Source organism: Halobacillus sp. BAB-2008, from assembly GCF_000328325.1.
In the GTDB taxonomy this organism is placed as follows: domain Bacteria; phylum Bacillota; class Bacilli; order Bacillales; family Halobacillaceae; genus Halobacillus.
Map to the genome: position 1 here is coordinate 1 of NZ_ANPF01000133.1, position 4974 is coordinate 4974.

At 53.0% G+C, this 4974-nt stretch carries 3 rRNA genes; all 3 read right to left on the reverse strand.

The window, feature by feature from the left end:
• Window positions 1-113 (reverse strand): 5S ribosomal RNA (gene rrf / locus D479_RS19690); the annotation flags it as partial.
• Window positions 114-199: 86 nt separating this feature from the next.
• Window positions 200-3118, reverse strand: a 23S ribosomal RNA gene (locus D479_RS19695).
• Between the two features lie 182 nt (window positions 3119-3300).
• Window positions 3301-4864 (reverse strand): 16S ribosomal RNA (locus tag D479_RS19700).
• Window positions 4865-4974: the final 110 nt, after the last annotated feature.

A 4974-nucleotide genomic window follows, 5' to 3' on the forward strand; every position in this document is an offset into this window, starting at 1 on the left:
TGTGGCAGCGTCCTACTCTCACGGGGATCTACCCGACTACCATCGGCGCTGAAGAGCTTAACTGCTGTGTTCGGCATGGGAACAGGTGTGACCTCTTCGCCTTCACCACCACATCAATATACTATTGAGGTGAACCCTCAAAACTGAATAAGGAAACATCTTTATCGAAAGAAACGTTTTTCACGCGATCTATGATCAGATAGATAAGTCATCGATCCATTAGTATCCGTCAGCTCCACGTGTCACCACGCTTCCACCTCGGACCTATCAACCTCATCGTCTCTGAGGGATCTTATTTGCTCGAAGGCAAAGGGAAATCTCATCTCAAGGGGGGCTTCATGCTTAGATGCTTTCAGCACTTATCCCGACCACACGTAGCTACCCAGCTATGCTCCTGGCGGAACAACTGGTACACCAGCGGTGTGTCCATCCCGGTCCTCTCGTACTAAGGACAGCTCCTTTCAAATTTCCAACGCCCACGACGGATAGGGACCGAACTGTCTCACGACGTTCTGAACCCAGCTCGCGTACCGCTTTAATGGGCGAACAGCCCAACCCTTGGGACCGACTACAGCCCCAGGATGCGATGAGCCGACATCGAGGTGCCAAACCTCCCCGTCGATGTGGACTCTTGGGGGAGATAAGCCTGTTATCCCCGGGGTAGCTTTTATCCGTTGAGCGACGGCCCTTCCATGCGGTACCGCCGGATCACTAAGCCCGACTTTCGTCCCTGCTCGACTTGTAGGTCTCGCAGTCAAGCTCCCTTGTGCCTTTACACTCTGCGAATGATTTCCAACCATTCTGAGGGAACCTTTGGGCGCCTCCGTTACTCTTTGGGAGGCGACCGCCCCAGTCAAACTGCCCACCTGACACTGTCTCCGGACCGGATCACGGTCCTGGGTTAGAATGTCCGTACAGCCAGGGTAGTATCCCACCAGCGCCTCCACCGAAGCTAGCGCTCCGGCTTCTAAGGCTCCTACCTATCCTGTACAAGCTGTACCAACATTCAATATCAGGCTACAGTAAAGCTCCACGGGGTCTTTCCGTCCTGTCGCGGGTAATGTGCATCTTCACACATAGTATAATTTCACCGGGTCTCTCGTTGAGACAGTGCCCAAGTCGTTGCACCTTTCGTGCGGGTCGGAACTTACCCGACAAGGAATTTCGCTACCTTAGGACCGTTATAGTTACGGCCGCCGTTTACTGGGGCTTCGGTTCAACGCTTCGCTTACGCTAACGCATCCCCTTAACCTTCCAGCACCGGGCAGGTGTCAGCCCCTATACTTCGCCTTACGGCTTCGCAGAGACCTGTGTTTTTGGTAAACAGTCGCTTGGGCCTTTTCACTGCGGCTCCTCGGCAGAGGAGCACCCCTTCTCCCGAAGTTACGGGGTCATTTTGCCGAGTTCCTTAACGAGAGTTCTCCCGCTCACCTTAGGATCCTCTCCTCGCCTACCTGTGTCGGTTTGCGGTACGGGCACCTCTTTCCTCACTAGAGGATTTTCTTGGCAGTGTGAACTCAGGAGCTTCGGTACTATAGTTCCCTCCCCATCACAGCTTGACGTTATGCCGGACGGATTTGCCTATCCGACCGTCTCACTGCTTGGACGTGCACATCCAATGGCACGCTCTCCTTATCCTCCTGCGTCCCCCCGTCGTTCAAACGGAAAGGAGGTGGTACAGGAATATCAACCTGTTGTCCATCGCCTACGCCTTTCGGCCTCGGCTTAGGTCCCGACTAACCCTGAGAGGACGAGCCTTCCTCAGGAAACCTTAGGCATTCGGTGAAAGAGATTCTCACTCTTTTTTCGCTACTCATACCGGCATTCTCACTTCTAAGCGCTCCACCAGTCCTTACGGTCTGACTTCACGGCCCTTAGAACGCTCTCCTACCATTGATCCTACGATCAATCCGCAGCTTCGGTGGTGTGTTTAGCCCCGGTACATTTTCGGCGCAGAGTCACTCGACCAGTGAGCTATTACGCACTCTTTAAATGATGGCTGCTTCTAAGCCAACATCCTGGTTGTCTAAGCAACTCCACATCCTTTTCCACTTAACACACACTTTGGGACCTTAGCTGGCGGTCTGGGCTGTTTCCCTCTCGACTATGAACCTTATCACCCACAGTCTGACTCCCAGAACAAAGTCTATGGCATTCGGAGTTTGACTGAATTCGGTAACCCGATAGGGGCCCCTCGTCCAATCAGTGCTCTACCTCCATGACTTTCTATTCTGAGGCTAGCCCTAAAGCTATTTCGGAGAGAACCAGCTATCTCCGTGTTCGATTGGCATTTCACCCCTACCCACACCTCATCCCCGCAATTTTCAACTTGCGTGGGTTCGGGCCTCCAGTCAGTGTTACCTGACCTTCACCCTGGACATGGGTAGATCACACGGTTTCGGGTCTACGACCGCATACTCACTCGCCCTATTCAGACTCGCTTTCGCTGCGGCTCCGCTTCTGCTGCTTAACCTTGCATACGGTCGTAACTCGCCGGTTCATTCTACAAAAGGCACGCCATCACCCATTAACGGGCTCTGACTACTTGTAGGCACACGGTTTCAGGATCTCTTTCACTCCCCTTCCGGGGTGCTTTTCACCTTTCCCTCACGGTACTGGTTCACTATCGGTCACTAGGGAGTATTTAGCCTTGGGAGATGGTCCTCCCGGATTCCGACGGAATTTCACGTGTTCCGCCGTACTCAGGATACACTCCGGAGGGAGAAAGGTTTCGACTACAGGGCTGTTACCTGCTCTGGCTGATCGTTCCAGATCGATTCATCTACCTTCCTCCTTGGTAACTCCAAAGGAGTGTCCTACAACCCCAAGAGGCAAGCCTCTTGGTTTGGGCTGATTCCGTTTCGCTCGCCGCTACTTGGGAAATCGCATTTGCTTTCTCTTCCTCCGGGTACTTAGATGTTTCAGTTCCCCGGGTCTGCCTTCTTATACCTATGTATTCAGCATAAGATCCTGCTCCATTACGAACAGTGGGTTTCCCCATTCGGAAATCTCCGGGTCAAAGCCTACTTACGGCTCGCCGGAGCATATCGGTGTTAGTCCCGTCCTTCATCGGCTCCTAGTACCAAGGCATCCACCGTGCGCCCTTATTCACTTAACTATCGTCGTGAAAAGACGTTTGTTTAAAACTTTCGATGTTTGATGTCTTGTCATCAATCGTTTCATCGTTAGATGATACGATGATTCCTTATCCAGTTTTCAAGGTTCACGTAGTTCAGAGAAATCTTTCGATCTCTCAAAACTGAACAACCAACCAAGTACGCTTCCGTTCTAAATCCTTAGAAAGGAGGTGATCCAGCCGCACCTTCCGATACGGCTACCTTGTTACGACTTCACCCCAATCATTGGTCCCACCTTCGGCGGCTGGCTCCAAAAGGTTACCTCACCGACTTCGGGTGTTACCAACTCTCGTGGTGTGACGGGCGGTGTGTACAAGGCCCGGGAACGTATTCACCGCGGCATGCTGATCCGCGATTACTAGCGATTCCGGCTTCATGCAGGCGAGTTGCAGCCTGCAATCCGAACTGAGAATGGTTTTATGGGATTTGCTACACCTCGCGGCTTCGCTGCCCTTTGTACCATCCATTGTAGCACGTGTGTAGCCCAGGTCATAAGGGGCATGATGATTTGACGTCATCCCCGCCTTCCTCCGGTTTGTCACCGGCAGTCACCTTAGAGTGCCCAACTGAATGCTGGCAACTAAGATCAGGGGTTGCGCTCGTTGCGGGACTTAACCCAACATCTCACGACACGAGCTGACGACAACCATGCACCACCTGTCACTTGGTCCCCGAAGGGAAATCCCTATCTCTAGGGAGGTCCAAGGATGTCAAGACCTGGTAAGGTTCTTCGCGTTGCTTCGAATTAAACCACATGCTCCACCGCTTGTGCGGGCCCCCGTCAATTCCTTTGAGTTTCAGCCTTGCGGCCGTACTCCCCAGGCGGAGTGCTTAATGCGTTAACTTCAGCACTAAGGGGTGGAAGCCCCCTAACACCTAGCACTCATCGTTTACGGCGTGGACTACCAGGGTATCTAATCCTGTTTGCTACCCACGCTTTCGCACCTCAGCGTCAGAAACAGACCAGAGAGTCGCCTTCGCCACTGGTGTTCCTCCACATATCTACGCATTTCACCGCTACACGTGGAATTCCACTCTCCTCTTCTGTCCTCAAGTTCCCCAGTTTCCAATGACCCTCCACGGTTGAGCCGTGGGCTTTCACATCAGACTTAAGGAACCGCCTGCGCGCGCTTTACGCCCAATAATTCCGGACAACGCTTGCCCCCTACGTATTACCGCGGCTGCTGGCACGTAGTTAGCCGGGGCTTCCTCGTTAGGTACCGTCAAGGTACCGCTCTATTCGCACGGTACTTGTTCTTCCCTAACAACAGAACTTTACGATCCGAAGACCTTCATCGTTCACGCGGCGTTGCTCCGTCAGACTTTCGTCCATTGCGGAAGATTCCCTACTGCTGCCTCCCGTAGGAGTCTGGGCCGTGTCTCAGTCCCAGTGTGGCCGTTCACCCTCTCAGGTCGGCTACGCATCGTCGCCTTGGTGAGCCGTTACCTCACCAACTAGCTAATGCGCCGCGGGCCCATCTGTAAGTGATAGCGAGAAGCCATCTTTCAACTTTCCTTCATGCGAAAGAAAGTGTTACCCGGTATTAGCCCCGGTTTCCCGGAGTTATCCCGATCTTACAGGCAGGTTGCCCACGTGTTACTCACCCGTCCGCCGCTCGTTCCACGAGCGTCACCCCGAAGGGATCAGCTCGCTTCCCGCGCTCGACTTGCATGTATTAGGCACGCCGCCAGCGTTCGTCCTGAGCCAGGATCAAACTCTCCATAAAAGTGTTTGACTTGCTCATTTTGCACACCGAATGTGCTTGTTTGAATTCTCTCTATATAATAGAAAGAATGTTTGACGTACTGGTTGGTTCGTTCAGTTTTCAAAGATCGA